A 26,567-nucleotide genomic window follows, 5' to 3' on the forward strand; every position below is an offset into this window, starting at 1 on the left:
GTCGGGCCCATGAGCGAAATTCTGGTGACCGGCGCGACCGGCAACGTGGGCAGTCATGTGGTCTCCCAGCTCGCGGAGGCGGGCCTTGAGGTGCGAGCGCTGGTCAGGAACCCCGACAGGGCACGGCTGCCCGCGGGCGTGGAGGCGGTGCGCGGCGACCTGACCGTGCCCGAGTCACTCGAACCGGCACTGCGGGACGTCGAGACCGTCTTCCTGCTGTGGCCCGGCTACTCCGAGGCGGCGACCGCCGGCGCGGTGACGGCGATCGCCAGGCACGCCCGCCGCGTGGTCTACCTGTCCGCCGACGTCGAGGACCTGGCCGACGGCGAGGAGCCGACGCTGTTCCACCAGAGCGTCGAGCGGCTGATCCGGCATTCCACGCTGTCCTGGACGTTCCTGCGCCCCGGCGGCTTCGCCGCCAACACGCTGGGCTGGGCCGGCCAGATCAGGCAGGGGGTCGTGCGCTGGCCGTTCGGGCAGGCGGTCAGGGCGCTGATCCACGAGAAGGACATCGCCGCGGTGGCCGCGCACGTGCTCACCTCCGCCGGGCACACGGGCGGCAAGTACGTGCTCTCCGGCCCCGAGCAGCTCACCCAGGCCGAGCAGGTGCGGATCATCGGCGAGGTGGCCGGGCACGAGGTGCGCTGGGAGGAGCAGCCGCTCGACGAGGCCCGCGAGCACCTGTTGGCCGCCTGGGGCGACCCGGGCTTCGTGGAGGGCGCACTGAAGGGCTGGGGGGCGGCCGTGCACAATCCCGAGCGGGTGACCGACACGGTCCAGCGGCTGCTCGGCCGGCCCCCGCTGACGTTCCGCCAGTGGGCCGAGGACCACGTGGCGGACTTCCGTTAGTCGTCCCCGGCGGCTTCGTCGGCCGGGTGCTCCACGAGGGCGAGGATCCGGCTGGACATGAAGCGGGCCGTCCGCACGGGCGTGCCGCTGCGGGTGACCTCGCTCACCTCCACCAGTCCGCGCCGGTTGGCCACCTCGACGCGCCGGCCCGCGCGGGTGGCCGTGACTTCGTAGGTTCGCGGGGAGCCGCCCGCGTCGATGACGATCTCCACCCGATCACCCTTCATGTACGGATTTATACCCACTTAGTCCGGTATTTATCCGTACATGTGTTTGAGAATCAGCCGTCGCGGTCCTTCGTGGCGGGCGGGCTGAACAGCCCGCCCAGCCCCTCCAGCACCTTGCCCATCTCCGAGGGCACGATCCAGAGCTTGTTGGCGTCGCCCTTGGCGATCTCGGGCAGGGTCTGGAGGTACTGGTAGGCCAGGAGCCGCTGGTCGGGGTTCCCGTCGTGGATGGCCTTGAACACCATGCCGATCGCGTCCGCCTGGCCCTTGGCCCGCATGGCCTGGGCCTCGGCGTCGGCCTGCGCCCGCAGCACGGCGGCCTCCGCCTCGCCCCTGGCGCGCAGCACGGCCGCCTGCTTGTCGCCCTCGGCGGCCAGGATCGCCGCCTGGCGCTGCCCCTCGGCGGCCAGCACGGCGGCGCGCTTGTCCCGGTCGGCGCGCATCTGCTTCTCCATCGAGTCCTGGATGGAGGTGGGCGGGTCGATGGCCTTCAGCTCGACCCGGTTGACCCGGATGCCCCACTTGCCGGTGGCCTCGTCGAGGCTGCCGCGCAGCTCGGTGTTGATCTCCTCACGGGACGTCAGCGTGCGTTCCAGGTCCATGCCGCCGACCACGTTGCGCAGGGTGGTGACCGTGAGCTGCTCGACGCCGATCAGGAAGCTGGCGATCTCGTACGTGGCCGCCTTCGGGTTGGTGACCTGGAAGTAGATGACCGTGTCGATCGACACGACCAGGTTGTCGGACGTGATCACCGGCTGCGGCGGGAACGAGACCACCTGCTCCCGCAGGTCGATCAGCTCCTTGATGCGGTCGACGAACGGGATCACCACGTTGAGCCCGGGGGTCAGCGTGCGGTGGTAACGGCCCAGCCGTTCGATGACGGCCGCCGTGGCCTGCGGGATGATCCGGATGCTGCGGGCCACGACGAAGCCCATCGCCGCGACGACGACGAGGGCGACGATGAGCTGCTCGGTCGACATGGCGAAGCTCCGAAGTCGAGGGGACCGACTCGGTGCATGATATTTCGTTTCACCTTTAGGCGACCGATATCCGCATAAATGGCGATACAGCGAGGTCAGTGTGCCCTGGCGTACCAGCGGCCCTCGGCACTCCGGTCGAGCGTCAGCGGCACCCCGAACGTCTGGGACAGGTGGTCGGCCGTCATCACGTGTTCCAGCGGCCCCTGCGCCACGACGGACCCGTGGCGGAGCAGCAGCCCGTGCGTGAACCCGCTGGGCACCTCCTCGACGTGATGCGTCACCAGCACCAGCGTCGGCGAGCGGTAGTCGCCCGCCAGCGCCGACAGGCGGCGCACCAGGTCCTCACGGCCGCCCAGGTCGAGGCCGGCGGCCGGCTCGTCGAACAGCAGCATCTCGGGGTCGGGCATGAGCGCGCGGGCGATCTGCACCCGCTTGCGCTCCCCCTCCGACAGGGTGCCGAACCGCCGCCGGATCAGGTGGGCCGCGCCCATCATGTCGATCAGCTCGACGGCCCTGGTCACATCGTTGGAGTCGTACTCCTCCGTCCAGCGGCCCATGATGGCGTACGAGGCGGTCAGGACGAGGTCGATGACCTTCTCCTCCGGCGGGATGCGCTCGGCCAGCGCGGCGCTCGCCAGCCCGATGCGCGGCCGCAGGTCGAACACGTCGGTCTGCCCCAGCCGCTCGCCCAGCACCTCGACCACGCCCTCGGTCGGATAGAGCAACGTCGCGGCGACCTGCAACAACGTGGTCTTGCCCGCGCCGTTGGGACCGATGACGACCCAGCGCTCGTCCTCGTTGACCGTCCAGTCGATGCCGCGCAGCAGGGCCGCTCCGTCACGCCTGACGGCGACGTCCTGGAGCCGCAGCACCTGACCACCCATCCCCGTTCCCTCCTTTGGAGTCTCCCTCGGGACAAACCTATTGCAGGGCGAGCGCTTATCGTGGATCGGTGCGCCCTGAATCACCTGTCTGTCCCTCACTGGTCGCCTGGGGCAACGCGTGGCTCTCCGGTCATGTCGGCCTCGACGAGGCGGCTGACCACGTGGAAGCCGTCGCGGGGCCCGTCGTGGCCGGTGACGTCCCGCTGCGTAAATACCTCGCAAACCTGCGGTCCGACGGACTGCACGAGTTCCGGCTCGCCCTTCCCGCGCCCGGCGACCCGCTGGGGTTGTCGGGGCCCGCGACGTTCAACTCCTCCGCGCTCGACGCCGGGCAGGCCGCGGTCGCCGTGCTGCGCGACCGGCGGCTCGGGCTGGTGCCCGTCCCCGACCGGCGCGGGTCCTCCTACGTGGGGACGCGGCTGGAGGTGCACGACGCCGGGCCGGTACGCCAGGACCTGCCGTCGCTGGCCGAGGCCGAGCACGAGCTGTCGTCCGCCATGCGCGCCGCCACCGAGGCGCTGACCGGCGTCGGCGGGCCCGTCCAGGCCCGTCCCGACCGGCCCGAGAGCGGCGGCGAACTGGCCCCCGGCTATCCCGCCCGCGCCCACCGCGTCTCCACGCTGGCCACCCGGCTGGCCGCCGTGCTCGTCCTGGCCGGCGACCGCGGGCTCACCTCGTCCCAGGTCGCGGCCGGGGCGGCGGCCCTGCGCGACCTCGACCGGGCCGTCCGCCGCGCGCTCGTGGCCGCCCACCACGCCATCTTCGAGCCGGTACGCAACTCGTAGGCGGCTCAGGACCCGGTCTCCTCCTTCGGCCTCCAGACCCGGATGACCTTGTCCTTGCCGGCCGACACGACGACCGGGTCACCGCCCGTGGGGACGATCCCGACCGCGTACACGCCGTGCTTGTGGGCCTTGACCGGTTTGCCCAGCGGCTTGTGGGTGTCGGGGTCCCAGAGGCGGATGGTCCCGTCGGTCGAGCCGGACACCAGGACCGTGCGCCCGCCCAGGGGGCCGAAGGACAAGGAGTAGACGATCTTCTTGTGACCCGACAGGGGTGAGCCGATCGTCTTGCCGGTCTTCGGGTCCCAGATCCGGATCTTCCGGTCCTTCCCGCCGGACGCGATCACGGTCCGGTCGCCGATCCTGCCGACCGCGATCGCGTACACGCCCTTCGTGTGCCTCTTGTACGGCTTTCCGTACGCCTTGTGCCGGGCCACGTCCCACATCCGGATGGTGGAGTCCTCGCCGGCCGAGATGACGATCTCGCGGTCACCGATGCGGGTGGCGTTGAGCCAGTTCACCGACCTGCTGTGGGCCTTGACGATCCTGCCGGTCGCCTTGCGCTTCTTCACGTCCCAGAACCGCAGCCAGCCCTTGGCGTCCCCGGTCACGGCGATCCACTTGCGGCCCGTCCTCGTCAGCGCGACCGAGTAGACGGCGTCGCCGTGCCAGCCGAGCACCTTGCCCTTGTGGGTCTTGAGGTTCCACAGGCGCACGCTGCCGTCGTAGCCGCCGGACACCGCCATGGGGGTCTTGCCGACCATGACGGCGGCCACGGCGTACACCTCCTCGCTGTGGCCCTTCATGGTGGCCAGCGGCTTGTGCTTGCCGAGGTCCCACAGGCGGACGCGGCCGTCCTGGCCGCCGGAGACCAGCCAGGTCCGGCCGTCGCCCATGGGCAGGGCCGAGATCGTCTGGACGCCCTTGGTGTGGCCCTTGAGCGACTTGCCGTCCTGCTTGCCGAGGGCGGCGAGCGGGATCGCCTGTGCGGGGGTGGGCGTGGGGGTGGGGGTGAGTGCGGGGCTCGGGGCCGGTGTGGGCGGGCTCGCGGACTGGGTCACGGGCGGGCTCGCGGACTGGGTCGTGGGCAGGACGGTGGGCAGGCCGGGGCTCGGGGCGATCGTGGTGGCTCCGGCCGCGTCGGGGCTCGGCGGGGTTTTCGGGGTGAACATCCTCGGGCCCAGGAACAGCACGCCGCCGGCCAGCGCGAGCGCCACGACGAGCGCGCTGGACACCATGATCGCGCGCCTGCGCCTGGCTTTGGCCTCGTCGGGCGGCACCACGGCGGGGGTGTGCCTGAAGAACGCGTCGTTGCCACTCCCGGGCGGCTGCGGGCGCGGGCCCATGGGGTAGGGCGGCGGAAGCTGCCGGGGCGGGCCGTAGGGCGCGGGGGGCGCCTGCCGTACGTACCGCGTGTCCCCCTCCCGCTCCGGCCCCTCGAACCGCCCCCCGGCACCCCCCGGTCCGGGCACCCACCCCCCTGCCCCGGGCGGCCCCGCCACCGGCCCGCCGGGCGCAGGCAGGCCCTGGACCGGCGGGCGCCCGGCAGGAGTCACCGGAGGCGGCGGCGAGTAGGACGCCCCCGACGGATTGGCCCACCCGGTCGCCGCCGGCGCAACCTGCGACGGCCCACCTCCGGGGCCGCCGGGCGCGTGCACAGGAGGCGCAGCCCCCGAAAGCGCGGGCCCCGGAAGCCCAGGCCCCGGAGGCGTTGGGCCTGGAGGCGTGGAGCCCGGGGGTGTTGGGGGGGCGGGGGTGGGGTGGGGGTGGTCGGCGGCGAGTTGGGAGCCGGTGGTGAGGGCGACCTCGTCGTCCAGATCGGCCGCCCCCTGGTTCTCCAGCAGGGCGAACAGCGCGTCCGCCGCCGTCGGCCGGTCCTCGGCCCGCTTGCGCAGGCACGCCCGCACCAGGGGCCGCAGCTCGTCGGGCAGCACCGACAGGTCCGGCTCCTCGTTCATCACCCGGTAGATGACCGCAGGCAGGCTGTCCTGCCCGAACGCGGGCCGCCCGGTGGCGGCGTACAGCATGGTGAGAGCCCAGCTGAACAGGTCGGCGGCGGGCTCCACGCGCTCGCCCGAGATCTGCTCCGGCGACATGTACGCCGGCGTCCCCACCACCCCGCTGCTGATCGTCATCGCCGAGTCCAGCGCCCTGGCGATGCCGAAGTCGATCACGCGCGGCCCGTCGGGCCCGAGCAGCACGTTGCTCGGCTTGAAGTCCCTGTGGACGATCCCGGCCCGGTGGATGGCGGCCAGCGCGGTCACGGTGCCCACGGCCAGCCGGTACAGCGCCCCGCCCTGGCGCGGCCCCTCCCGCTGCACCACGACCTGAAGCGAGACCCCGTCGACCAGCTCGCTCACGATGTACGGCTGCTCGCCGTCCATGTTGGCCCCCAGCACCCGCGCGGTGCAGAACTGGGCGACCCGGCGCGCGGCGGCGACCTCGCGCAGGAAACGTTCGCCGTCGAGCCCTGGCTGGTCGAGCAGCGTGTTCAGCAGCTTGATCGCGACGAGCCGCCCGTCGGGCCCCTCCGCCTTGAAGACGACCCCCTGGGCCCCCTTCCCGAGGCGCTCCACCAGCCGGTAGACGCCGAGCGATCGCGGATCGCCGGGCTGTAACGGGTGCGTCTCCGGCACCTGGTCCTCCCCTTGCGCTAAGTCCCCCGATCGCAAGCGTGATGAGCCATGCGAACGCCCGCAAGCCATCCCAAGTCACGAAAGATCATCGCTCTTTGCGAAAAATTTGCCCTACGCAATAATCACGGAGAAGATCGAGGATTTCCAGCACCGTAGGGGGAAGCCGTCACATGCGCAAAAGCTTCAGCCTGTTCTTAGTCAGCGGCCTGGCCGCCGCGCCCTTGGTGGCTCCGGCCCAGGCAGAGGCCGCGACGACCACCACTGTGGCCACCACTGTGACCACGACTACGGCTGCGACTGCGACGACGCACGCCGTCGCGGCCAAGCCGTTCTCGAACTTCAAAATCTCCTTGAAGTACAACAATCGCACCAAACGTGGTGGAAAGATCACGTACTACCTCAAAGCGAAGAACCTGGGGCCGTACTACGCCGACTATTACTGGATCGGCGGACAGGTCCCCAAGGGCGTCGTGCCGACGCTGCGCTGGGGGGCGCCGAAGGGCACGAAGTGCACCTGGGAGGACCGCTGGTTCTGGTGCTGGGGCAAGTTCGTCCTGCAGAAGGGCAAGACGGACTGGCTGAACTTCCAGGTCACCATGAAGAAGGGCACCAAGGGCGTGGCCGTCGCCAAGCTCGGCGTCATCGCGTACGACGTCGACCAGGGCATGGAGAACATCGACAAGGAAGAGCTCAAGCGCCTCGGCATCAAGGGCTACTACTGGCTCAGGACCGCCAAGACCAAGATCGTGGTGCCGCCGCGCAAGCCCACGAAGCGCTGGACGCCGCCGCCTCCCGTCAAGGAGTTCAACCCGCCGGCCAGCCATGAGGAGTCGAACAAGAAGAAGGACACCTGACCGGCTGATCAGGCCAGGCCGTGCCGTACGGCGTACAGCGCGGCCTGGGTCCGGTCCTGGACGCCCAGCTTCATCAGCACGTTCGACACGTGGGTCTTGACCGTCTTCTCCGCGACGGCGAGACTCCGCGCGATCTCCCTGTTGGACCGCCCGGCCGCGATCAGCGCGAGCACCTCGCGCTCGCGCTCGGTCAGCGGCGCCGGCCCCGGCGCGGCGGCGGACGCGGCCGCCGGGGCGGACAACATCGCCTCGGCCGCCTCCGGCGCGAGCAGCACCTGTCCGTTGTGCACCGCGCGCACGGCCTGGACCAGCGCGGACGGATCGACGTCCTTGTAGAGGAAGCCCGAGGCCCCCGCCCGCATCGCCGGGCCGACGTCGGACCGGTCGCTCACCGACGTCAGCACCACCACCCGCGTGGCCGAGCCGGTCAGGCGCTCCAGCGCGCCGAGCCCGTCGAGCACCGGCATCTTCAGGTCGAGCAGCAGCACGTCGGGCGCCAGCTCGCCGGCCAGCTCGACGGCCTGCGCGCCGTCGGCCGCCTCGCCGACGACCGTGATGTCGTCCTGGAGGTCGAGGAACGTCCGCAGCCCCTGCCGGACCACCGGATGATCGTCGGCGATCAGCACCCGGATCACACGCCCACCTCCACGCGTACGGTGGTCCCCTGGCCGGGCGCCGAGGAGACCGTCATGACACCGCCGACCGACTCGGCCCGGTCGCGCATCGACACCAGTCCGAGGCCGCGCGACTCGCCCTGCTCGAAGCCGTCGCCGTCGTCGTGGACGGTCAGCGCCAGCGCCCCGCCCTCGAAGACCAGGCGTACGGAGACCCGCGAGGCCCCCGAGTGCCTGAGCGCGTTGTGCAGCGCCTCCTGGGCCACCCGCAGCACGGCCACCTCCACCGGCGGGTCGAGCGGCGGCAGCTCGTCGCACTCGAACATGACCAGCGAAGGGTGGAGCCGGTCGAGCAGGCGCACGTGCTTGCGCAACGTCTCGGCCAGCCCGTGGCGGTCGAGCTCGGCCGGACGCAGCTCGACGATCACCGCGCGCAGCTCCGACAACGCCTCCCCGGCCAACCGCTGCACGCGCTCCAGCTCGGCCTTGGCCTGCTCGGGGGCCTTGTCCAGCATGGTGGCGGCGGCCTGGGCGGTCAGCCTGAGCGAGAACAGCTTCTGGGTGACCGCGTCGTGCAGCTCGCGGGCCATCCGGTTGCGCTCCTCCAGCATGGCCAGCTCGCGCCCGCGCTCGTAGAGCCTGGCGTTGGTGAGCGCGATGGCGGCGTGCGCGGCGAACAGCGTCAGCAGCTCCTGGTCCTCCTGCGTGAAGCCGCCGGGGGTGCGCTTGTTGGCCAGGAAGATGATGCCGATCACCTGCTCGGCGTCGCGGATCGGCACGCCGAGGAAGTCCTTCATCACCGGATGGGCCTTCGGCCACCACTCGAACCGCGGGTCCTCCCTCAGGTCGGGCAGCCGGGCCGGGGTGCCCTCGCGGAGCATCGCGCCGAGCATGCCGTGCTGCCTGGGCAGCGGGCCGATGGCCTCCCACTGCTTGTCGGTCATGCCCTCGGCGACGAACTCGGCGAACGAGCCGTCGTCGTCGGGCACGCCCAGGGCGGCGTAGCGGGCGTCGAGGAGGCGCTGCGCCGACCGTACGATGACCTGGAGCACCTCGCGGACCGACAGGTGGCGGGTGACCGCGAGCACGGCGGAGCTCACCGCCTGAAGGATCTCGTCTCGGTCCGGTGAGCTCACGGACCCACTCTAGGGTCCCGCTCCGGGAGCGGGGTCCTAGGACGATGTGCCCAGGCGAAGCGGGCCCTGCGCCCGATGCCCGCGCGGCGCGCCGATCCTAGCGTCGAGGGCATGACGAACACCGCTCTCATCACCGGCGCCTCCCGTGGTCTCGGCCTCGCCCTGGCGAGGTCCCTGGCGGAGGCGGGCTGGAACCTCGTGCTCACCGCCCGCGGCGCGGACGAGCTGCGCCGGGTCGCGGACGAGCTGGGCGCCACCGCGATCCCCGGCGACGTGACCGACCCCGAGCACGTCGCCCGGCTGGGACAGGCCGCGCCCGAGCTGGACCTCCTGGTCAACAACGCCAGCGACCTCGGGACGACCCCGCTGCCGCCGCTGGCGGGCTACCCGCTGGAGGCGTTCCGGGTCCTGCTGGAGACGAACGTGACCGCGCCGCTCGCGCTGGTCCAGGCCACGCTGCCGGCCCTGCGCGCGGCGGGCGGGGCCGTGGTCAACATCACCTCCGACGCCGCCACGGGCGCCTACGAGGGCTGGGGCGGCTACGGCGCGACCAAGGCCGCCCTGGAGCAGCTGTCGAACGTGCTGTCCGCCGAGGAGCCCGCCGTACGGGTCTGGTGGGTCGATCCCGGCGAGATGAACACCCGCATGCTCGCCGACGCCGTCGGGGAGCAGGAGGCGTCGTCGGCCGCCGACCCCGCCAAGGTGGCCGCGGCCCTGCGCGACCTGGTCGGCTCCCGGCCGGCCAGCGGGAAGGTGAGCCTGCAATGACGGCGCTGCTGGACTTCGCGCTGCCCGCCGACCTGTCGGCCCACGAGCCGCCCGAGGCGCGCGGGCTGGCCAGGGACGCGGTGCGCCTGATGGTCTCGCGCGGCGAGGCCGAGCCCGTCCACCACCGGTTCGGCGACCTGCCCGGACTGCTCGACCCCGGCGACCTGATCGTGGTCAACAACTCGGCGACGTTGCCCGCGGCGGTCCGGCTCGACCGGCTCGCCGTGCACTTCTCGACCGCCCGCGAGGACGGCACCTGGCTGGTCGAGCTGCGCCGCAGGACCGCCAAGGCGTCCGAGCCGTACGGGGGCGGCGAGCCGGGCGAGTGGCTGCCGCTGCCGGGCCGGGCCACGCTGCGGCTGATCGAACGGGAGACGCCGCGGTTGTGGCGGGCGCGGCTGGACCGGGACGTGCTGCCGTACCTGCGCGAGCACGGCCGGCCGATCCGCTACTCGTACGTGCCGGCCGACTGGCCCATCGACGCCTACCAGACCGTGTTCGCCACCGTGCCGGGCAGCGCGGAGATGCCGAGCGCGGCCCGGCCGTTCACCCCCGAACTGGTCACCGCGCTGGTCTCGCGGGGCGTGACGATCGCGCCCGTCACGCTGCACACCGGCGTGGCCTCGCCCGAGAAGGACGAGCGTCCCTACGCCGAACGGTACGAGGTGCCCGCCGCCACCGCCCGCCTGGTGAACCTGACCCGGCTGAACGGCGGCCGGGTGATCGCCGCGGGCACGACCGTCGTCCGGGCCCTGGAGACCGCCGTGGGCCCGGACGGCCAGGTCAGCGCCTCCTCCGGCTGGACCCGGCACGTCGTCACCCCGGCCTCCGGCGTACGGGCGGTCACCGGGCTCATCACCGGGCTGCACGAGCCGCGATCCAGTCACCTGCTCATGCTGACGGCGATCGCGGGCGAGAAAGCGCTGGCGCGCGCGTACGAAGAGGCGCTGCGGAAGGGATATCTGTGGCACGAGTTTGGCGACACGCACTTGATTCTGGATAAATAAGCTTTACACGGATTTTGCCCTCGTGATAGGAACAGCCGACATTTACGGGGGCTTGTTCGTGTGCGTCCCCGTGCCACTTCCTCACCGGAGACGTAATGCGCAACTCCCTCACTAAGGTCGCCTCGCTGGCTTTGCTGGCCGGTGCGCTGATTGTTCCGGCGGTGCCCGCCTCCGCCACCACGACGGCCACCGCCGCCCACACCGCCAAGGTCGCCGACGACCCGTTCGCGGTCTTCGACATCAACCTGAAGGCGTCCAAGACGGCCAAGGCGGGCGGCCTGATCAAGTACAGCCTCAAGGCGACCAACACCGGCCCGTACTCGGCCGACGCCTGGTTCGTGGGCGGCCAGTTCCCGAAGGGCGTGGACCTCCGGAAGATCCGCTACAACGCCCCCAAGGGCACCATCTGCGCCCTCGACGGCCGCGCCCTGTACTGCAGCGTCCCCTACGTCCTGGAGAAGGACGACTGGGTCCGTCTGGACTTCTACGCGAAGCTGAAGAAGAGCGCCGCGGGCACGCAGAAGGCGACCCTCGGCGTGATCACGTACGACGTCCAGCAGGGCATGTGGGACCAGGAGAAGGGCACGTGGTCGCTGGCCCAGGAGGAGCTTGAGCGCCTCGGCATCCCTGAGCGCGGCTACGCCAAGACCGCGAAGACCAGGATCGTCCGCTAGTCCTCGCGACCGCTGCGCCCGTGTCCGAATGGCGAGCCTGCTGCGCGGGCACGGGACCGGGCGCAGTACCGTGGCTGGATGTGGACCAGCGCACCCTCCTGATCACCCTGACCGGCCCCGACCGGCCCGGTGTCACCTCCAGGCTCTTCTCCGTGCTGTCCGGGTTCCCGGTGACGGTCGCGGACATCGAACAGGTCGTCATCCGCGGCAGACTCACGCTCGGCGTGCTCGTCGCCTACGCCGGCGGCCCGTCCACCGGCACGGGCACCACCCTCGGCGCGATGTGGACCGCCGTCGAGCGGGTGGCGGAAGACCTCGGCATGGAGGTCGAGCTCTCCACCGGCTCCCAGACCAAGGAACAGCGCCGCCGCGGCCGCCTGTCGGTCAGCGTGCTGGGCGCCACCCTCCAGCCCGCCGCCATCGCGGGCATCGCCGGCCGCATCGCCGCCGCCGGCGCCAACATCGACCGCATCGAACGCCTCGCCCAGTGGCCCGTCACCTGCATCGAGCTGTCGGTCTCCGGCGCCAACCCGACCGCCCTGCGCGTCGAGCTGGCCGCCGAGGCCGCCGCCCAGGAGGTCGACGTCGCCGTCCAGCGCACCGGCCTGTCCCGCCGGGCCAAGCGGCTCATCGTCATGGACGTCGACTCCACCCTCATCCAGGGCGAGGTCATCGAGCTGCTGGCCGCGCACGCCGGCTGCCTCGACGAGGTCGCCAGGGTCACCGAGCAGGCCATGCGCGGCGAGCTCGACTTCGCCGAGTCGCTGCGCCGCCGGGTCGCGCTGCTCGAAGGGCTGCCCGCCGAGGTCTTCGAGCAGGTGCGCCAGGAGGTCGTGCTCACGCCCGGCGCCCGCACCCTCGTCCGTACGCTCAAGCGCCTCGACTACCGCTTCGCCATCGTCAGCGGCGGCTTCACCCAGATCACCGACGCCCTGGTCGAGGAGCTGGGCATCGACTACTCGGCGGCGAACGTCCTGGAGGTCATCGACGGGAAGCTGACCGGCCGCGTCGTCGGCGAGATCGTCGACCGTCCGGGCAAGGCCCGCGCCCTGGAGCGGTTCGCCCGGGAGGCCAAGCTGCCCATCTCCCAGACGGTGGCCATCGGCGACGGCGCCAACGACCTCGACATGATCGCCGCGGCCGGGCTGGGCATCGCCTTCAACGCCAAGCCCGTCGTCCGGCAGGCGGCCGACACCGCGGTCAACACGCCCTACCTCGACTCGATCCTCTACCTGCTGGGCATCTCCAGGGACGAGGTCGAGGCCGCCGACGCCGAGGACGGCGTGCTCACGTCCTGAACCGGGCGGTGACCTCGGCGGCCAGGTCGAGCGCGTCCTTGCAGAGCGACCTGAGCGCCGGGTGGGCGGTCACCGCGTGCCGCAGCCGCCTGCGCACCGCCGTGCCCTCGCCCGCCACCGCCTCCTCCATCAGCGAGCTGACCTCCCGCGCCACGTCGTCGAGCTCCGACTCGAAGGCGTCGGCCGCGGGCGGCGGCTCCCGCTCCCGTACGGCCTGCCCCACGGCGTCCAGCCGGTCGGCCACCGCGTCCAGGACGCCCGCTGTGGCGTCCGAACCCGGCTCGGCCCCGCGCAGCACGGCGCCGAGCAGGATCGCGTCGTCCCTGAGCTTCCTGGCCAGCGTCAGCGCGGCGCGCAGCTCGGCCGGCGCGCTGCCGCCCGGCTCCTTGTCCAGCTTGTCCAGCGACTCGCGCAGCCGGTCGGACGCCGTCCCGGCGGACTCCGTACGGTCGGGCAGCCGGTCCAGGTCGCGTTCGGCCAGCGTGCGGATGAGGCGGCCGTGCTCGCGCAGCAGTTCGGCGGACAGGCCGCGCAGCCGTCCGGCCTGGCCGCGCGGCCACAGCAGCCGCGCCGCCACCAGCGCCAGCACGCCGCCGCCCGCGGTGAGCGCCAGCCTGATCCCCGCCGCCTCCCAGTCGAGCCGGGTCGAGAAGTCGGTGAGCATCATGGCCAGCGGCGTCGCGAAGACCGACCAGTAGCCGTAGCTCACCTCGCGCAGCGCGAACCCGAGCGTGCCGAACACCAGCACCGTCCCCACGATCGTGTACGGCCCCGGCACCGCCGCCAGGATCAGCGCCGCCCCCGCCGCGCCCGCCACGGTGCCCGCCACCCGCAGCACCACCCGCTCGACCGTGTCCCCGTAGGTGGGCCGCACCGCCAGCAGCACGGTGAACACGAACCATTTGCCGTACTGCTCGTGCACCCCCAGCATCAACGCCATCGCCACGGCGGCGGTGATCCCCAACCGTCCGGCATGCTCGGGCCCCGAGCCTCCGGGCGCCGGCTCCCACGCCATCCCCGGCTGCTTCCCCGGCAGCCCGCCGCGGTCCGCCGTACGTTTCCCGGTCAGCACCCCGCTTTTCCAGGTCGGCAACCCGCGACCCGCCGCGTGTTTCCAGGTCGGCACCCCGCGACCCGCCGCGTGTTTCCAGGTCGGCACCCCACGGCCCGCCGTGCGTTTCCAGGGTAGGCCGGGCAGGACGCCGCGGCCTGCCTGAGGCGTGTGGCGGGCGGCCAGGGAGCCCACCGTGCGCACTCCCAGCGCGATCCGGTCGAGGCAGCGCCGGGCCTGCCCGAGCACCGCGCCGCTGCGCAGCGCCGCCGGGTCGCCGGCGGGCTCGCGCGCGGCCAGGCGCTCGGCGTAGTCGGCGGTGACGGCCAGCGCCTCCACCGCCCCGGCCCGCCGCCCGTCCGCGGCCACCCGCAGGTCCGCGGCCAGCGTCGTGGCCACGTCGTCGATCCCGTCCTGCTCGTCCGGGGCCGCCGCGCGCAGGGCGCGCAGCGCCACCGTCTCGTGGAAGATGCGGACCAGCGCCTTCACGTACGCGTCGGCGGACCTGCCGGTCGCGTCCATGGTCTCGAACGCCGCCGACGCCGTGGCCGCGGCGCCCAGGGCCTTGGACGCGCGTTCCCTGAGGTCGTCCCAGCCGTCCCGGCCGTCCCGGTGGTGGCGATCGTCGCGATCGTCGCCGGCCAGCCCGTCGAGCAGCCCGGCCGTCGCCTGGACGGCCTCGTCCAGCGCCGTCGTCAGCGGGTCGAACCGGCGCAGCGGCCACAGGGCCAGGGCCAGCACGGCGTACAGGAGGCCGCCGAGCACCATCAGCTCGGGCGGCCCGAAGCTCGCGGGCACCGCCAGGTAGAACCCGGTGACCAGGGCGAACACGGGCGGCGTGCCCACCGTACGCCACCTTGCGCCCGCCGCCGCGGCCAGCCCGAGCGCCAGCACCGCCCACCAGGGCCGGTCCGCCAGGAACAGGCCCAGCCAGCACCCGGCCGCGATCAGCACGATCTTGATGGCCATGAACCGCGCCCGCGCCGCGTACGGCTGCCCGTACGTGTCCCCGAACGCCGTCAGGTACGCCCCGAGAGCCAGGAAGGCCCCCGACTGCGGCCGCCCCGCCAGCACCCCGGCCAGCAGCGGCCCCGCCACCGCGAGCCCGCACAGCAGCCCGTACCCCCAGGGGGGACGCGCGGGCAGCGAGAAGCCGTCACGCAGCGCTCTGGCGGCCCCCCGCATAGGCGTCGCCCCCGGTCAGTGCTCCTTGGGATCCCAGTGGGTGACCAGGCGTCCCTCCCCCGGCCACAGGTCTACCCACGCGGCCTCCATCTGGATCACCGCGAACGCCCCCGGCCGGAAGCCGTAGTCGCCGCCGCCCAGTTGCAGGGCCAGCTCGTGCACCGCGGGATTGTGCCCGCACAACACGACCGTGCCCAGCTCGGGGTCGGTCCTGTGGACCAGTTCGAGCAGTTCCTCCGGATAAGCCTGGTAGATGTCGCGCTCGTAGCTGATCTCCATACCCGGAAAGGCCAGCTCGGCCGTACGCCTGGTTCGCAGCGCGGGCGAGCAGAGCACCGCGTCGGGACTCAGCCCGGCCGCCCTGATCTCGTCGCCGGCGCGACCGGCGTCCCGCTCGCCGCGCTCGGTCAGCGGACGTTCGCGGTCGGCGAGACCGGGCACCTGCGCGGCCTTGGCATGGCGGAGCAGTATCAGGGTCCGCATCACGTCATCCCCTCGACGCCCAGATCCCGAGCCCGACGATCACGGCCAGGATGGCCAGCATCGCCAGCAGGATCAGGACCAGCGTCTTGCCCCCCGAGGGCCGGTTGTCGTCTTCCACCCGCCCAGTTTCCCACCGCACCCCCACCCCCACCCGCCCGGGAACCCCCAACCCCCGAGAACCCCCGCCTCGCGCCTCGCCCCCTCGCCCCTCGCCCCCTCGCCCCTCGCGCCTCGCGCCTCGCGCCTCGCGAAAGCGGCGCGTGGCCCTGCGCCCGGAGCCAGCCCCTGGATTCCCCCCACACGCGAAGACGCCCGCCCCGATGCCGGAGCGGGCGTCTCGTGCAGCGACGGTTACGACGCCACGGGCTCGTGCTCGCGGTCGTTGTTGGCCGGCTCGCTCGTCACCGACCTGCGCTTGGAGACGATGATGGCCACGACGACCACCGCCACCGCCACCACCGTGATGCCGACCCGCAGCGCGGCGTTGCCCGCGTACAGGACGACGGCCGGCGCGACCAGCAGCGCGACCAGGTTCATCACCTTGATCAACGGGTTGATGGCCGGCCCCGCGGTGTCCTTGAACGGGTCGCCGACCGTGTCGCCGATGACCGTCGCGGCGTGGGCCTCGGAGCCCTTGCCGCCGTGGTGCCCGTCCTCGACCAGCTTCTTGGCGTTGTCCCACGCGCCACCGGAGTTGGCCAGGAAGACGGCCATCAGGGTGCCGCAGGCGATCGCGCCGGCCAGGAACGCGCCGAGCGGCGCATAGCCGAGCGCGAACCCGACCGCGATCGGGGTCATCACCGCCAGCAGGCCGGGCGTGGCCAGCTCGCGGAGCGAGTCGCGGGTGCAGATGTCCACGACGCGGCCGTACTCGGGCTTCTCGGTGCCGTCCATGATGCCCGGCTTGTTGCGGAACTGGTCGCGTACCTCGAAGACCACCCGCATGGCCGCGCGGCCGACCGCCGAGATCGCCAGGCCGGAGAACAGGAACACCACCGCGGCGCCGACGATCAGACCCACCAGGACGTTGGGCTGGTCGATGCTGAGGCTGAAGGTCGAGAAGGCGCCCAGCGCGTCCTTGATGTCCTGGCCGGCCCTGGAGAGCTGGTCCTCCACCGCCGTACGGAACGCGCCGAACAACGCCGTCGCCGCGAGCACGGCCGTGGCGATGGCGATGCCCTTGGTGATGGCCTTGGTGGTGTTGCCGACGGCGTCGAGGCTGGTGAGCACCCGCGCGCCCTCGCCCTCGACGTCGCCCGACATCTCGGCGATGCCCTGGGCGTTGTCGGAGACCGGGCCGAAGGTGTCCATGGAGACGATGACGCCGACCGTGGTCAGCAGGCCGGTGCCGGCCAGGGCCACCGCGAACAGCGCGATCGTGACGTTCCCGAACCCGAGCAGGAACGCCCCGTAGACCGCGCCGCCGATGATCAGCGCCGAGTAGACGGCCGACTCCAGGCCGACGCTGATGCCGGCCAGGATGACGGTGGCCGGGCCGGTGGCCGAGCTCTCGCCGATCTCGCGCACCGGACGCCGGTTGGTCTCGGTGAAGTAGCCGGTCAGCAGCTGGATCGCGCTGGCCAGCACCAGCCCGATCAGCACCGCGCCCACCGCGATCAGGCGTGGGTCGGCGTCCGACGTGACGGTCGAGCCCGACAGGGCGCTGAAGCTGCTGGGCAGATACCAGAAGGCCGCCGCGGCGACCAGCACCGCCGAGATGGCGGCCGAGATGAAGAAGCTGCGGTTGATCGCCGCCATGCCGCTGCGGTCGCGGTCGCGCATCCCCGTGACGAAGATCCCGATGATCGCGGTCAGCACGCCGATCATGGGCACGATCAGCGGGAAGATCAGACCCTGCTCGCCGAAGGCCACCTTGCCCAGGATGAGGCTGGCGACCAGCATGACCGCGTACGACTCGAACAGGTCGGCCGCCATGCCCGCGCAGTCGCCGACGTTGTCACCGACGTTGTCGGCGATCGTCGCGGCGTTGCGCGGGTCGTCCTCGGGGATGCCCTGCTCGACTTTGCCCACCAGGTCGGCGCCGACGTCGGCGGCCTTGGTGAAGATGCCGCCGCCGACTCGCATGAACATCGCCAGCAGCGCCGCCCCGAACCCGAACCCTTCGAGAACGTGGGGCGCCTCGCCCTGGTAGATGAAGACGACCACGGCCGCACCGAGCAGCCCGAGGCCGACGGTGAACATTCCGGCGACGCCGCCGGTACGGAACGCGACGCGCATGGCGCGCTTCTCGCCCGACTCGTTGGCCGCGGCGGCGACACGCACGTTTCCGCGCACCGCCAACCACATGCCCATGAATCCGGTCAATGCGGAGAACACCGCACCGACCACGAAGAAGATCGAGCGACCGACGCGTACGTCCATTTCGCCCGGCAGCAAGAGCAACAGGAAGGGAATGACGATCACGAAGATCGCCAGTGTGCGGAATTGGCGCGTGAGATAGGCAGCCGCGCCCTCCTGCACGGCTCGCGCGATGTTCTGCATGCGTTCGGTGCCCTGGCCGGCGGACAGCACCTCGCGTACGAGGCCGCCGGCGACGGCTAGCGCGATCAGCGCGACCGCGGCGACCACGATCACGATGGTGAGATTGTTACCGCTCAGGGACAGATTGGGCGCTGGCTCCAATGCCAGCATGTGCCTGCTCATCGTTCTCCTCGGCAAGACCGGTCGTCCTGCCCGAACGGTGCTGCGGATTTCTCGGCGGGCGGGTGCGGCACCATCCGGGTTGTGGGTGCCGCTTCCGGTTGAATCCGCGGTTCCGCCGGATCACCTTGGCCGGTGCCGGGAGTCTACGCAGGCACTGAACGGATATGAAGGCTCTCGGGGCGGCTATTTGCGCGACCGTTCAGTAATCCCCTGACAGCAGGCCGGTTTGCGATCTGACAGGCGAAATTTCCTCGCGTTTACGGGCATGACAAGCCCCCAAATCGGACCGCCCGAAACCCAGATTTAACCCAGCGACACGCCGACACCCCACCCCGCCCCGCACTCCCACCCGAAACACAGCCGTGCGGCACCACCCGCGCCGGCCTCCTCGATGGCCTTACGCCACCGGGAAGCTACGCCAGCCTCGACGCCGATCCGAAGCTCCTACGCCGGCCACCCTCCCCGACGCCGGCTTCGAGACCTGACACCGGCCACCATGCCTCCGGTTTCAGGGGTTCATGCCCATACACCCCGGCGCCGGCCAAGTGACTCCGCCAGCTATCCCCCGTCTATCCACAGCCTGTGGATAACTATGGGCCATCTTCCACAGGCACCCTGAGACGATCAAGAATCCCGGAGCGCAGACACGCTACCCCCTCAGGCCACGTCAAAGGAGCCCAAGCCGCCAGATATCACGGACCAACACCCCGACACCCGGGAAATCCCAGGACCGCCCGGCTCGCCAGAACCACGTCGAGTACCACCACGAAGCTCCCCCGCCAACCCCGCCGAGCCCCAGCGCCATGCCTTCGCGTCAGGCGAGGCCTCAGATCCCTACACACCCGAGCGGGTCTGCGGCGCACTGAGCCTCCGCAGCACCACGCCCGATCACACTCGAGACCGTTGAGCTGGACGTCAACCCGTCCCTGCGCATCACGTGAACCAGGTGATCGCCTGGCCGTGCGATCGGGTCCAGGCGAGCGGCCTCCCGTCCAGCGCGAGGACGTTGTACAGCGCCTCGCCCGGCGGCTTCGGGAGCGTGTCGTAGGGCAGCACGTCCGGGGCCTCGTTCGCGATCCAGTGGCCGGATAGGCCGCGTACCGCCTCGGCGAACGCCACCCGTCGCGGCATCGGCACGTGGTACAGCACCGAGCTGTGGAACACCACCAGCGTCGCGTCGGGCGGGGACTGCGCGGCCAGCGCCGGCAGGTCGTCCACCAGATCGCCCCGTACGAGCAGCGGCGGGTCGGCCGCGACCACGGCCGCCGCGGCCCGCAGTCTGGCGCGGCGATGCGCGTGTTCAGGCCAGATGAGGGCGTCAAGCCAGGCGAGATCCGCGGGGACGGTCACGTCAAGCGGGTTCAGATCCAGGCCGGCCCGCCACACCACCTGCGGCAGGCCGGTCGGCGGCGCCATATCGGTGGACGCGCAGGCAAGGACGGGCTCCCCGGAGCCGACCAGGTGATTGCCGTAACGGTAGGCGTACCGGTCGGGGTAGAGGCACAGCCCGGCGGACGCGCCGACCTCCAGCAGCGCGAGCGGCTGCGGTAGCGCGTTGAGCACCGGCAGCAGGACGGCACACCGTCCGGCCTCGTTCGTCTGCGTGGTCCGGGTGCGCATCTCCGCTTCGATCACCGGCCAGTTCGCCACCGCGTGATCGTGGAACTCGGCCGGATCCTCCACCGGCCCACCCAGCAGCCGAACTACGCCGAACAGCAGGTTCGGCTGCCGCTTGGCCGGCGGGAGCCCGTCGAGCAAAGTCAGGAGTTCAAGATCCCGCGTCACCGCGTATGCCAGCCGCTCGTACGTGGGCGACACACCGTGCGCTTCACGCGCGGCGAAGTCTGCGTAGATCGCTGCGGTCGTCATGTCCCGATGATCGCAGCGAACCCCTTCCACACCCAGCCGACCGCGCTCTCGAACGGATTCATCAGGCCCTCTTCGTCACCCCGAGCCTCGGGCGCCGCATCGGGCCTTCACCCAGCCCGACCCCGGCAACCTGTGACGACTCCCCAAACGGGAGCCCGCCATCTCGCCGCAGCCCATGGCGACCGGGTGTGCCGACTGCGGGCTTCCGGCCCCGATCGGAGGCACCCACCAACATCGCGGCGAGGGCTCTTCGCCCTGCCTTCACACCGCACCAAGCCATCCAAGGCATGCCGAAAAAGCCCCGGCCCCTTGGACCTCGGCGTCCTCATGGGCACAAGAAAGGTGCGATCCGACAGGGAGGAAGGCATGCCACAACCGGACACCCCCTCATCCCCGTCTATCGCCCTCAACCAGACCCGACCAGCCCGAACACGACCCTCAGAAAACAAGGGACCGATCCAAGCGCTGTCAGGTCAGGAACCCGCCCCGTTGGAGGCGGGCCAGCTCATCCGGATGTTCGTCCCCTTGGGGCTGGGGAAGACCTCGACGTCATCGGCCAGACCGGTGATCACGGCGAGGCCGAAGCCTGACATGAACGAGTCAGAGAGCATGCCCAGATCGAGCGGCTGCTCCTGCTTGATCTCGTCACTGGGGGCCAGATCGCTGACCGTGACCTCGAAACGCCCGGAGTCGTCACGTAGCTCGATGCGGATGGGCTCGCCCGGGCAGTGAAGTCGATGCGCCTCGACCGCCCTGGAGCATGCCTCACCCACGGCGAGCCTGACTTCGTCCAGCAGCGATTCCTCGACGCCGGTGCGACGGGCGATCGCCGTGGCCACCAGCCGGGCGGTCCGCACATGCGCGGGGAGAGCGCTGAACGTCAGCTCGACGGTAGCCATGCTACTTGTCTTTGCCGTGAGCTTCCTTGGCCTCGTCGACGGAAGCGTAAATCCCGAAGACCTTGGTCAGACCGGTGATACGGAAGATCTTGAGGATGCGCTCCTGGGTGCACACCAGCTCAAGCGAGCCGTCATGCGCCCGGACCCTCTTGAGCCCTCCGACGAGCACTCCCAACCCCGTGGAGTCGAGGAAGTCGACCTTCTCCATGTTCACCAGAAGGTGGAAGTTGCCCTTGTTCACCAGGTCGATGAGGAGCTCACGCAATCTCGGCGCCGTGTAGACATCGATCTCACCCTCGACCTCCACGATGGTGAGTCGGTCTTCGGTGCGGTGATCCAACTTCAGATCCACAGATCCTCCAGCGCCTCGCCTGCGAAAGTACTCTTGCGGGCCTGGCAGTCTGGAGCGTGGCCCCAGACTGTCCGACCCTGACGCGCGGCATTCAACCACGCGTCTGGCTTGTGTCTATACGAAATCACGATTCCCGGCGACTTTGCCCATCGATGCAAGACTGGAAACAGTGACTTCCACGCCATCCTCCCCACAACAAGCAGGTCCACTCCTCGCCCACCTGCTCGGAGTTCCCGCACGTCATGAGCGTGTCACCCATGTGGAGCATGTTCCAGCACGTCAGGCGGGTCAAGCCCGTTGGCCCGACTGGGCGCCGGAAGTCCTCGTTACGCGCTTGGCGAACCGTGGAGTCACAGGACTCTGGCCCCACCAGTACGAGGCCGCCGACCTGGCTTTCCGTGGCCGAAACGTGATCATCAGTACGGGCACGGCCTCGGGCAAGTCCCTGGCGTACCTCACTCCGGCGGTCGCGTCCTGCCTCGACGGCGGCACCGTCCTGTACCTGACGCCGACCAAGGCCCTGGCCGCCGACCAGTTCCGCGGCCTGCGCGAGCTGCGCATCACGCAGGTGCGCGCCGCCTGCTTCGACGGTGACACCCCCTTCGAGGAACGGACGTGGATCCGCCAGCACGCCAACTACGTCCTGACGAATCCGGACATGCTCCACCGTGGCGTCCTGCCTCGCCACGCGCAGTGGTCCTCGTTCTTCCGCCGTCTCCGCATGGTGGTCGTGGACGAGTGCCACGGATACCGCGGCGTCTTCGGCTCGCACGTGGCCCAGATCCTGCGCCGCCTGCGCCGCGTCTGCGCCCGGTACGGCTCGCGCCCCACGTTCGTGCTCGCCTCGGCCACGGCGAGCGAGCCAGGCGTGTTCGCCATGAGGCTGACGGGGCTTGAGATGGACGAGGTGACCACGGACGCCTCGCCGAAGGGTTCGACCACCATTGCCCTCTGGGAGCCGCCCCTGACGGATCTGCGGGGCGAGGGAGGGGCTCCCGTACGCCGGACGGCGACCGCGGAGACGGCCGACCTCCTCGCGGACCTCGTCCTGGCGAACGTACGGACGCTCGCCTTCGTACGTTCGCGACGCGGCGCGGAGACGGTCGCCCTGTCCGCCCGCGCCAAGCTGGCCGACGTGGCCTTCTCCGTCACCGCTCCCCGGCCTCCGTCCGCCACCCCCGAAACCGCGCCGACCGACGCCTCCGGCTTCCCTGAGGCCACCCCCCACAGTTCCTCTCCCGCTTCCGGAAGCGCCGCTCCCGACGCCATGAGCCCGGTTGCCAACGCCACCAACGCCACCGGCCCGGGCGCCGGCGCGACGGACCGGCCCGATGCCGACCTCCAGGACCTCCGTCACCCCACACCTCCGAGCCCTCTCACCTGGGCCATCCCCGACGACGTCGAGGACCTCGCCGCCCTCCCCGACAAGGTCGCCGCCTACCGCGCCGGCTACCTCGCCGAAGACCGCCGCCTCCTGGAGAAGGCCCTGCGCGCCGGCACCCTCATGGGCCTGGCCACCACGAACGCCCTCGAACTCGGTGTGGACGTCTCGGGCCTGGACGCCGTACTGATCGCCGGCTGGCCCGGCACCCGCGCCTCCCTCTGGCAGCAGGCCGGCCGGGCCGGACGCGACGGCCAGGACGCCCTCGCCGTGCTCATCGCCAGGGACGATCCCCTGGACACCTACCTCGTCCACCATCCGCAGGCCCTGTTCGGCCGGCCGGTGGAGGCGATCGTCCTGGACCCGGACAACCCGTACGTCCTGGGCCCCCACCTGTGCGCCGCCGCCGCCGAGATCCCGCTGACCGACGACGATCTGCCCATCTTCGGCACCACCACCCCCGATGTCCTGGACGATCTGGTCGCCCAGAACCTGCTGAGACGCCGTCCGGCAGGCTGGTTCTGGACCCGCCGCGAACGCGCCACCGACCTCGCCGACATCAGAGGCGGCGGAGGCGCCCCGATCCAGGTGGTCGAGTCGTCGACCGGCCGCCTGCTCGGCAGCGTGGACGAACCCTCGGCCCACACCACGGTCCACACCGGCGCGGTCTACCTCCACCAGGGCGAGACCTTCCTGGTGGAGACCCTCGACCTCGACTCCGGAGTCGCCCTGGTCGAGGCCGCCAACCCCGACTATTCGACGTTCGCCCGCGACATCACCGACATCTCCATCCTCGCCACCCAGCGCTCCCGCCCCCTCGGCCCGGGAACGCTGCACTTCGGCGAGGTGGAGGTGACCAGGCAGGTGGTCTCGTACCTGAAAAGACGCATGCAGTCGGGCGAGATGCTCGGCGACGAACCCCTCGACCTGCCGCCCCGCACCCTCCGCACCCGCGCGGTCTGGTGGACGCTGCCCGCCACGGCGGTGGCCCCGCTCGCGGCGGCGGACATCGACCTGGGCGGTGCCGCACACGCCGCCGAGCACGCCTCGATCGGCCTGCTCCCCCTGTTCGCCACCTGTGACCGATGGGACATCGGCGGCGTCTCCACCGAACTGCACGCCGACACGGGCCTGCTCACGGTCTTCGTGTACGACGGTCACGAAGGCGGTGCCGGCTTCGCCGAACGCGGCTACGCGCGCGCCACCGACTGGCTGACGGCCACGCGCGAGGCGATCGCGTCCTGCGAGTGCGAACGCGGCTGCCCCTCCTGCATCCAGTCCCCGAAGTGCGGCAACGGCAACGAGCCCCTGCACAAACGCGGCGCACTCCAACTCCTGGACATCCTCCTCACCCCTGGCCCTCCGGCTTAGCTCCCGCCCTCCTCCGTCCGACGCGGGACATGTCCCGGTTTCTACATATGCCGCGGGTCGACGCGGAGCTCATGCTTCGGCTCGTTGTCATCGGCGGGCCTGTCCGCCCCCGTCAGGCGACATCTCGACCGGCCCCGCACGGGATCTGCCTGTGAGGGTGTGCGTTCCCGCGATCGGCAGGGTGATCGACAGAGAGGTCCGGACGTCCGCGACCTCTCCCGTGATCTCACAGGCGACCAGGCGGACGCCGTTCCTTCTGGCCAACGCGGACGCCCTGCCGCAAGCGCCCTCGGGATCGACGATCGCCGACCTGGCGGCGGCCAGAGCACTCAGATCGGCCGCGCCGTCAACACGATGGCGAGCCACCCGAACCGCCCCCACGGAGGCCAGCCCGCCGGCAATCGCCATCAGGAGCCCCATGAGGGCCACGCCCCATAAGGTCGCCGACCCTCGTTCCTTGTGTTTGATCATCCTTGTCCTTGGAGTGATTGATTGGCGAGAGTTCATGACAGGTCTGGCGATTCATCAGCATTCGCCAGAAGCGCCGAACCCCGGTTACCGTGAGTTTTCGGCACGCGTTTGTGGCTTCCCTCCTGACGTGTCCACTTCCGCACCAGAAGGTGCCTGCGCGGCCAAGGGCCTTCGCACCTCGGGGGGCGCCTCCTCGCTCCTTGATGTCGATCTCCGTGCCGTGTCGCGGAGTTGTCGGCTGCTCTTGTGGGTAGGAGACGGCGTAGGGGTTGGAGATTTCGCCCCCCGACTGCCAGGAGGACACGAGGGCTCATGTCCTCCTGGCAGATCTCCTTTCGGCAGGCGACTGTGTGACGTCATGGTTCTGTGGCGGCTGTCGCCGAGGCCGACACACGGATGGCCGGCAGGGAAGTGCCCCAGGCTGGTCGTACATCTACTGCGATCTCTACGTTCGTGATTTCTGCGTCGCGGGCGATCTCTACGTGTGCGTCTGGGCGAGTGGCTGAGCGGGCGAGGTCGCGGACCTGGTCCAGCGGCTCACCTCGGGCTGCGGCACGCGCTGCCGCTCGGGCCGCGTCTACACATTCCAGTTGGACGTTCACCGCTTGTATGGCCCAGAGCGCGGCCGCCAGGACGATCATGAGGGCGGGCAGCATGGCGGCGGTCTCGGCCGTCACCGAGCCGCGCGATGCCGACCGTTGCCCGGTGGTGGACTTCCGCGTCTGGGGCAGGGTCATCCGGTCGTCTTGAGCGCTCGGTCGATGAGGGACTTCAGCATTTCCTGCACTTCGGGGCTGCTGACCACCTTGAAGAGGAGTGCGGCGAAGGCACAGGCCGCGATGGTTCCTACCGCGTATTCGGCGGTGGACATGCCGCGCTCGCGGTTCGCGACGGCGCAGGCGATCCACTTGCTGGGACGCCATCGGGTGTTGCGGGAGCTGGTCGGCCCGCCGGCGGTCGAGGAGGAGGAAGACTGTGTGCCTTCCGTCTCGACGTTGTCCATGTACGGAGCCGGGCAGGCCGTGATGGGTGGAGCGGGGCTGAGGGGGCCTGGCGTGGTGGCGGGACTTTGCATCGTGCCTCCAGGTGATCGGAGCCGGGTCTTGTCCGGCGGGAGTCCAAGATTCGCCGAGAAGGCGCAGCCGCCGTCTGACCGAACGGCGTTCTGGGGATTGCCGACCGGGTGACTCCTCGGGCTGTGGACAAGTCCTGCTGCGGACGTGAGAGGGCGGCGAAGGCCCTGCTCGGTGGCCTGGCGGCTCGTTCGCCGGTGAGGGTCACGGCAGGATGATGGTGGACGCGAGGCCGGCGATCACCGGGATGATGCCCAGGAGGACGAAGGCCGGAAGGAAGCACAGGCCCAGAGGGGCCACCGCTTTGACGCCCACGGTTCGGGCGGCGGCCAGTGAGGCGGCTCTGGCTGCGTCCCTTGCGTCGTCGGCCAGGCGGGTCAGGACGTCCGCCAGCGGGGCGCCGGTCTGGGCGGCTCGGCTCATGGCTCTCGACAGCCGGCTCAGGGCCGGGTCCCTCGTCAGGGTTGCCCAGGTCGGTTCGGGGTCGGCGCCCAGGCGGAGCTGGCTGCTCACCCATGCCAAACGCTGACCGAGAGGGCCGCCGATCGTGGTCGCGGCCAGGTCTGTGGCGGCGGTCACCGGTTGTCCGGCGAGGAGGCACGCGGTCATCAGGTCCGCGGCGAAGGGGAGGTCGGCGGTGATCTGTTCGCGTTCCTGGCGGGAGTGAGGGGGTTCCCTTCTGTGCAGGATCAGGGCTGTTGCGGGGGTCAGCAGGAGGGCTACCGCGATTCCTGCGAAACCACCGATCAGGAGGGCGGTGATCACGCCGGTGATGGCGGCGGTGGTGATGGTTCTGCGGTCCGGGGGACGGTGGAGGGCGTCTTTGTCGAGCCAGTCGGGCTGGGTGGGGGTGTCCGTCGCAGAGGTGGTGGGGCTGGACGGCGGGGCTGAGGGGGTGGGCGGAGGGAGGAGGCGGGTGAGGCGGTCTGCGGGGGTGCGTGGGGCTGACCACAACCAGGTGGCGAGGGCCACGCAGAAGGCGGACAGAAAGGGAAGCATCGGGCAGCGGAATTCCAGTGGTTCGGGTGCGGGAAGGATGCGGCCCGGCGCCCCGCGGGC

Annotated in this window: 25 protein-coding genes; 8 read left to right on the forward strand and 17 right to left on the reverse strand. The window is 71.0% G+C overall.

The features are described from left to right. Positions 1 to 9 precede the first annotated feature (9 nt). A complete protein-coding gene (locus ABZ815_RS00895) occupies positions 10 to 849 on the forward strand; it encodes an NAD(P)H-binding protein (protein WP_357692524.1) in 840 nt (279 codons plus the stop codon). Here ABZ815_RS00895 and ABZ815_RS00900 read toward each other — a convergent pair. From ABZ815_RS00900 to ABZ815_RS00910, 3 genes are all read right to left on the reverse strand, one after another. Further along, positions 846 to 1,076 (reverse strand): hypothetical protein, encoded by a 231-nt coding sequence (locus ABZ815_RS00900; RefSeq protein ID WP_352319104.1) that lies wholly within the window; start codon positions 1,074 to 1,076, stop codon positions 846 to 848. The two genes, ABZ815_RS00895 and ABZ815_RS00900, sit on opposite strands and share 4 nt — an antisense overlap. A gap of 53 nt (positions 1,077 to 1,129) precedes the next feature. After that, positions 1,130 to 2,056: an SPFH domain-containing protein gene (locus ABZ815_RS00905; protein WP_357692526.1), complete on the reverse strand. Its 927-nt coding sequence runs from the start codon at positions 2,054 to 2,056 to the stop codon at positions 1,130 to 1,132. Positions 2,057 to 2,151: 95 nt separating this feature from the next. Then, positions 2,152 to 2,940, reverse strand: coding sequence for an ABC transporter ATP-binding protein (locus ABZ815_RS00910; RefSeq protein ID WP_357692528.1), 789 nt, complete (start codon positions 2,938 to 2,940; stop codon positions 2,152 to 2,154). Between the two features lie 68 nt (positions 2,941 to 3,008). On the opposite strand from ABZ815_RS00910, the gene ABZ815_RS00915 reads away from it, so the two are divergent. Then, a complete protein-coding gene (locus tag ABZ815_RS00915) occupies positions 3,009 to 3,725 on the forward strand; it encodes a hypothetical protein (protein ID WP_357692531.1) in 717 nt (238 codons plus the stop codon). A gap of 5 nt (positions 3,726 to 3,730) precedes the next feature. Here the strand turns inward: ABZ815_RS00915 and ABZ815_RS00920 are convergent, their stop codons facing one another. Next, positions 3,731 to 6,358: a serine/threonine-protein kinase gene (locus tag ABZ815_RS00920; protein ID WP_357692534.1), complete on the reverse strand. Its 2,628-nt coding sequence runs from the start codon at positions 6,356 to 6,358 to the stop codon at positions 3,731 to 3,733. Between the two features lie 166 nt (positions 6,359 to 6,524). Further along, on the reverse strand, positions 6,525 to 6,719 hold the full coding sequence (locus tag ABZ815_RS00925; protein ID WP_357692536.1) for a hypothetical protein: 195 nt from the start codon (positions 6,717 to 6,719) through the stop codon (positions 6,525 to 6,527). On the opposite strand from ABZ815_RS00925, the gene ABZ815_RS00930 reads away from it, so the two are divergent. Then, positions 6,709 to 7,212 (forward strand): hypothetical protein, encoded by a 504-nt coding sequence (locus ABZ815_RS00930; RefSeq protein ID WP_357692537.1) that lies wholly within the window; start codon positions 6,709 to 6,711, stop codon positions 7,210 to 7,212. The genes ABZ815_RS00925 and ABZ815_RS00930 overlap by 11 nt on opposite strands. An 8-nt stretch (positions 7,213 to 7,220) precedes the next feature. Here the strand turns inward: ABZ815_RS00930 and ABZ815_RS00935 are convergent, their stop codons facing one another. Continuing rightward, a complete protein-coding gene (locus ABZ815_RS00935) occupies positions 7,221 to 7,847 on the reverse strand; it encodes a response regulator transcription factor (protein ID WP_357692540.1) in 627 nt (208 codons plus the stop codon). Then, positions 7,844 to 8,962, reverse strand: a complete 1,119-nt coding sequence (locus ABZ815_RS00940) for a GAF domain-containing sensor histidine kinase (RefSeq protein WP_357692543.1) — start codon at positions 8,960 to 8,962, stop codon at positions 7,844 to 7,846. The genes ABZ815_RS00935 and ABZ815_RS00940 overlap by 4 nt, the downstream gene beginning before the upstream one ends. Before the next feature lie 111 nt (positions 8,963 to 9,073). On the opposite strand from ABZ815_RS00940, the gene ABZ815_RS00945 reads away from it, so the two are divergent. From ABZ815_RS00945 to serB, 4 genes are all read left to right on the forward strand, one after another. Beyond that, entirely contained in the window at positions 9,074 to 9,730 is a 657-nt protein-coding gene (locus ABZ815_RS00945) for an SDR family oxidoreductase (RefSeq protein WP_357692545.1), read from the forward strand. Next, complete coding sequence (locus ABZ815_RS00950) at positions 9,727 to 10,737, forward strand: S-adenosylmethionine:tRNA ribosyltransferase-isomerase (RefSeq protein ID WP_357692548.1); 1,011 nt, start codon at positions 9,727 to 9,729, stop codon at positions 10,735 to 10,737. Before ABZ815_RS00945 ends, ABZ815_RS00950 begins: the two co-directional genes overlap by 4 nt. Before the next feature lie 95 nt (positions 10,738 to 10,832). Continuing rightward, positions 10,833 to 11,411, forward strand: coding sequence for a hypothetical protein (locus tag ABZ815_RS00955; RefSeq protein ID WP_357692551.1), 579 nt, complete (start codon positions 10,833 to 10,835; stop codon positions 11,409 to 11,411). An 80-nt stretch (positions 11,412 to 11,491) separates the two neighbouring features. Continuing rightward, complete coding sequence (serB, locus tag ABZ815_RS00960) at positions 11,492 to 12,709, forward strand: phosphoserine phosphatase SerB (RefSeq protein ID WP_357692554.1); 1,218 nt, start codon at positions 11,492 to 11,494, stop codon at positions 12,707 to 12,709. Here serB and ABZ815_RS00965 read toward each other — a convergent pair. The 6 genes from ABZ815_RS00965 to ABZ815_RS00990 all read right to left on the reverse strand — a co-directional run bounded on the left by ABZ815_RS00965 (position 12,699) and on the right by ABZ815_RS00990 (position 21,212). Further along, entirely contained in the window at positions 12,699 to 14,945 is a 2,247-nt protein-coding gene (locus ABZ815_RS00965) for an FUSC family protein (protein WP_357692556.1), read from the reverse strand. The two genes, serB and ABZ815_RS00965, sit on opposite strands and share 11 nt — an antisense overlap. A gap of 15 nt (positions 14,946 to 14,960) precedes the next feature. After that, positions 14,961 to 15,428: a histidine phosphatase family protein gene (locus ABZ815_RS00970; protein WP_357692559.1), complete on the reverse strand. Its 468-nt coding sequence runs from the start codon at positions 15,426 to 15,428 to the stop codon at positions 14,961 to 14,963. 351 nt (positions 15,429 to 15,779) lie between these two features. After that, complete coding sequence (locus tag ABZ815_RS00975) at positions 15,780 to 18,092, reverse strand: sodium-translocating pyrophosphatase (RefSeq protein ID WP_357692562.1); 2,313 nt, start codon at positions 18,090 to 18,092, stop codon at positions 15,780 to 15,782. Positions 18,093 to 19,025: 933 nt separating this feature from the next. Next, entirely contained in the window at positions 19,026 to 19,961 is a 936-nt protein-coding gene (locus ABZ815_RS00980; protein ID WP_357692564.1) for a DUF2332 domain-containing protein, read from the reverse strand. Positions 19,962 to 20,434: 473 nt separating this feature from the next. Continuing rightward, positions 20,435 to 20,860 carry an ATP-binding protein gene (locus ABZ815_RS00985; protein WP_357692567.1) on the reverse strand — a complete coding sequence of 142 codons (426 nt, stop codon included), beginning with the start codon at positions 20,858 to 20,860 and terminating at the stop codon, positions 20,435 to 20,437. Position 20,861: 1 nt separating this feature from the next. Continuing rightward, complete coding sequence (locus tag ABZ815_RS00990) at positions 20,862 to 21,212, reverse strand: STAS domain-containing protein (protein ID WP_043629845.1); 351 nt, start codon at positions 21,210 to 21,212, stop codon at positions 20,862 to 20,864. A gap of 334 nt (positions 21,213 to 21,546) precedes the next feature. On the opposite strand from ABZ815_RS00990, the gene ABZ815_RS00995 reads away from it, so the two are divergent. Then, the gene (locus ABZ815_RS00995) at positions 21,547 to 23,964 is read left to right on the forward strand and encodes a DEAD/DEAH box helicase (RefSeq protein WP_357692570.1); all 2,418 of its coding nucleotides are present in this window, start codon (positions 21,547 to 21,549) and stop codon (positions 23,962 to 23,964) included. Positions 23,965 to 24,051: 87 nt separating this feature from the next. Here ABZ815_RS00995 and ABZ815_RS01000 read toward each other — a convergent pair whose 3' ends face one another. From ABZ815_RS01000 to ABZ815_RS01015, 4 genes are all read right to left on the reverse strand, one after another. Continuing rightward, a complete protein-coding gene (locus tag ABZ815_RS01000; RefSeq protein WP_357692572.1) occupies positions 24,052 to 24,471 on the reverse strand; it encodes an Rv3654c family TadE-like protein in 420 nt (139 codons plus the stop codon). 320 nt (positions 24,472 to 24,791) lie between these two features. Then, complete coding sequence (locus ABZ815_RS01005; protein WP_357692574.1) at positions 24,792 to 25,172, reverse strand: TadE family type IV pilus minor pilin; 381 nt, start codon at positions 25,170 to 25,172, stop codon at positions 24,792 to 24,794. Further along, positions 25,169 to 25,438: a DUF4244 domain-containing protein gene (locus ABZ815_RS01010; protein ID WP_357692576.1), complete on the reverse strand. Its 270-nt coding sequence runs from the start codon at positions 25,436 to 25,438 to the stop codon at positions 25,169 to 25,171. Before ABZ815_RS01010 ends, ABZ815_RS01005 begins: the two co-directional genes overlap by 4 nt. A 274-nt stretch (positions 25,439 to 25,712) precedes the next feature. Continuing rightward, positions 25,713 to 26,507 carry a type II secretion system F family protein gene (locus ABZ815_RS01015; RefSeq protein WP_357692578.1) on the reverse strand — a complete coding sequence of 265 codons (795 nt, stop codon included), beginning with the start codon at positions 26,505 to 26,507 and terminating at the stop codon, positions 25,713 to 25,715. Positions 26,508 to 26,567: the final 60 nt, after the last annotated feature.

This window comes from Nonomuraea sp. NPDC047529, assembly GCF_040642995.1.
In the GTDB taxonomy this organism is placed as follows: domain Bacteria; phylum Actinomycetota; class Actinomycetes; order Streptosporangiales; family Streptosporangiaceae; genus Nonomuraea.